This is a genomic window from Halomonas sp. 707D4, from assembly GCF_024158685.1.
GTDB lineage: Bacteria > Pseudomonadota > Gammaproteobacteria > Pseudomonadales > Halomonadaceae > Vreelandella.
On sequence record NZ_JAMZBD010000374.1, the window covers coordinates 1 to 3,086 of the forward strand.

At 69.4% G+C, this 3,086-nt stretch carries 3 protein-coding genes; all 3 read right to left on the reverse strand.

Going from position 1 to position 3,086, the window contains the following annotated elements:
* Positions 1-522, reverse strand: a 522-nt coding sequence (locus BIS11_RS13830; RefSeq protein ID WP_253586316.1) for a lysylphosphatidylglycerol synthase domain-containing protein, incomplete at its 3' end; no start/stop codon positions are given.
* Positions 494-1,615 (reverse strand): glycosyltransferase family 1 protein, encoded by a 1,122-nt coding sequence (locus tag BIS11_RS13835; protein ID WP_253586318.1) that lies wholly within the window; start codon positions 1,613-1,615, stop codon positions 494-496. The genes BIS11_RS13830 and BIS11_RS13835, both read right to left, overlap by 29 nt.
* Positions 1,616-1,744: 129 nt before the next feature.
* A partial coding sequence (locus BIS11_RS13840) for an exoribonuclease II (protein ID WP_253586320.1) occupies positions 1,745-3,086 on the reverse strand: 1,342 nt, incomplete at its 5' end.

Sequence of the window (3,086 nt, forward strand, 5' to 3'; positions counted from 1 at the left end):
GGCCAGGGCGAGCCCCAGCCCCGCCAGGGCCGCCTGGATCATGCCCTGGTAAGGCCAGCCGGGATCACCGGCCAGCGAGACGCCGACGGCCACGGCGAGCATGACGAGAAAGAACAGCGAGTCGCACCCCTGGTCGATCAGAAACAGCGCCGCCCCCTTGGCGGGCGGTACGCCGCGCCGGTTGAGCAGTGCCAGCAGCGTCACCGGACCGCCGCTGCCGCCGGGGGTGGCGCACAGCGCGAACTTGGCGGCGAGCTCGATGCCCAGCGCACTCGTCTGGCTGAGGGCAGCGCGGCTGCCCAGCATCAGGCGAAGGCGCAGCGCGTTGATGTTCCAGCAAAGCGCCGCCGTGACGAGCATCAGCGCCAGGAGCGTGAAAGGAAACGCCTCGAGGTGAGCGAGCGCCTGCTCTCCGCCGGCCATCGAGGTCAGCGCCAACGGCAGCGCCAGCGCCGCGAGCAGCAGCACGAGCTGGTAACGGCGAAGGCGAAACCTAGCGCGAACGGGTTCGGGAGAGGGCATCGTGGCACTCGGCGGCGGTCAGGGTGCGGTAGTGATCGAGCAGCTCGCCGATCACCGTGGGCCAGCCGAAGCGACGCTCGACGAAGTGGCGGGCGAAGCGGCCGCTGGCGGCGATGTCGTTGGCGAACAGCGCCCGGCAGGCCTCGCTCATCGCCTCCGGGTCCAGGGGCGGGCAGAGGATGCCGCCGCCCAGCGGCACGTTCTCGATCAGCGCGCCGGCGCGGGCGCCGATCACCGGCAGACCGCTGGCCATCGCCTCCTGGGCGATCAGCCCGAAGGTCTCGCGGGTGCCGGCGTGAAGCAGGGCGTCGCTGCTGGCCAGCGCCGTGGCCACTTCGTGCACGCCGCAGCAGCGGCTCACCGCGGTCACGTTGGCCGGCACCCGTGTCGGCATGCCCGGACCCATCAACAAGAGGTGGTAGTCGCTGCCCAGCCGCTGCAGGGTGGCAAGCAGCACATCGATGTTCTTCTCCCGCGAGAAGCGCCCGACGAAGATCAGCAGGCGCTTCTCCTCGCCGATCCCCATCCGCGCGCGAAGCGAGGCATCCCGGTGGCGAGGATGAAAGCGTTCGAGATCCACGCCCAGCGGCTGCACCCGCACGTTGGCCACGCCCCACTCCACCAGGCGCTCGGCCATGGCCTGGCAGGGAGCGAGCACGCTGTCGAAGCGCCGGTACAGGTCGACCACGTAGCGAATCAGCCGGTCGCGCACGCGCTCGCCGAAACGATCGCCCATCAGGTGCGGAAGGTCGGAGTGGTAGAAGCCCACCACCGGCACCCCCAGGCGCTGGCCCGCCTCGAGGGCTGCCCAGGCGGTGACGTAGGGGTCGCCGGCCTCGATGAGATCCGGGGAGAGTTCGATCAACGCCTCGCGCCAGGCCCTGCGGCGCAGCGGAAAACGGTAGCCCTGGCCCAGCGGCAGGTGCGGGGCGGCCAGGGTATGCAGGTCGCCCAGGCTATCGCGCTCGGCGCCGGGCACCAGCAGGCTGGTACGCACGCCGGCGGCGTTCAAGACGCGGTGCTTGGCCTGCAGGTAGGTACGTACGCCGCCGCTGGACGGCGCATGGAACATGGTGATATCGGCCGTATGCAAGGTCATCTCCGCGCCACGCAAGTGTCATCGGATCACCATAGAGCAGAAATAAGACAGTTCGACGACAGCGCGACCAGAACGAAAACGCCACGGCAAGGGCCGTGGCGTAAGGTGCGGGCGAAGGAGAGGTCAGGCCGGTCGTGCGACCAGCGAGCGGGTCTCCTCGCGCGCCTCGGTGAGGGCCACGCGCAGCGCGTCGCCGAGCTTGTAGCGCTCCTCGCCCTCGATCTGGATGCGGCCCTCCTTGTCGTCGATCACCACCTTGTCGCGATCGGCGTGCATCAAGGGAGCGGGCACGAAGGCGGTGGCGCCGTTGGCGAGCAGGCGCACGCGCATGCCGCCGCGGTTGATCGCCATGATCTCGGCCTCGAACACCTCCTGATTCTGAGCCGCCGGGGTCAGGTAGCGCACGTAGAGCCAGTCCTTCACGTCGCGCTCGGCCATACGGTTGAGGCGGCGACGCTCGGTGAGCTGCTCGGTGAGCGCCTGGCTCGCTTCCGCCGGGGCCTGCTCGCTTTTCAGCACGCGCTTGATCAGGCGATGGTTGACCATGTCGCCGTATTTCCTGATCGGCGAGGTCCAGGTGGCGTAGGCGGCAAGCCCGAGGCCGAAGTGCGGGCCCGGCTGGGCGGACATCGTGGTGAAGCCCTGGAAGCGGCGCAGGCGCGCGTCGAGCCAGGCGTCGTCACGGGTTTCGAGGGCGCGCTTGAGTTCCTTGTAGTGCTCGAGCTCGGTGAGCGCCTCGAGGCCCACGGTGATCTCCTGGCCGGCGAGGAACTCTTGGGCGGCTTCGGCCTTTTCCGGCTCGAAGGCGCGGTGCACGTTGAAGATGCCGTGGCCGATGTGAGAAGCGAGGAAGTCCGCGCAGCAGGCGTTGGCGGCGATCATCGATTCCTCGATCATGCGGTTGGCGATGCGCCGCTCTTCGGTATTGATCGCCAGCACGTTGCCCGCTTCGTCCAGCTCGAACACGTAGTCCGGGCGGTCCTTGAACACCAGCGCGTGGGCGTTGCGCCAGGCGGTGCGCGCCTCGGTCAGCTCGCGCAGCGCGGTCAACTGCTCGCCGATCTCGGCGGCCGGGGCCCAGTCGCCCTGGCCGTCGATCCAGTCCGAGACGTTGTCGTAGACCAGCCGCGCGTGGGAGGTGACGTTGGCGGCGAAGAAACGGTACTCGCCGAGGCTGCCGTCGGCGTGGATCACCAGCCGGCACGCCAGCGCCGGGCGCAGCTCGCCCTCGTGCAGCGAGCAGAGGTCGTCCGCCAGCTGCTCGGGCAGCATGGTGACGTTCTGGCCCGGCAGGTAGACGGTGAAGGCACGCACTCGTGCTTCGAGATCCGCCGCGTGGGTCTCGTCGACGTAGGCGGTCGGGTCGGCGATCGCCACCGAAAGCTCCCAGCCGCCGTCCTCGCGCCTGGTGACGCGCAGGGCATCGTCCATGTCGCGGGTCTTCTCGCCGTCGATGGTGAAGAAG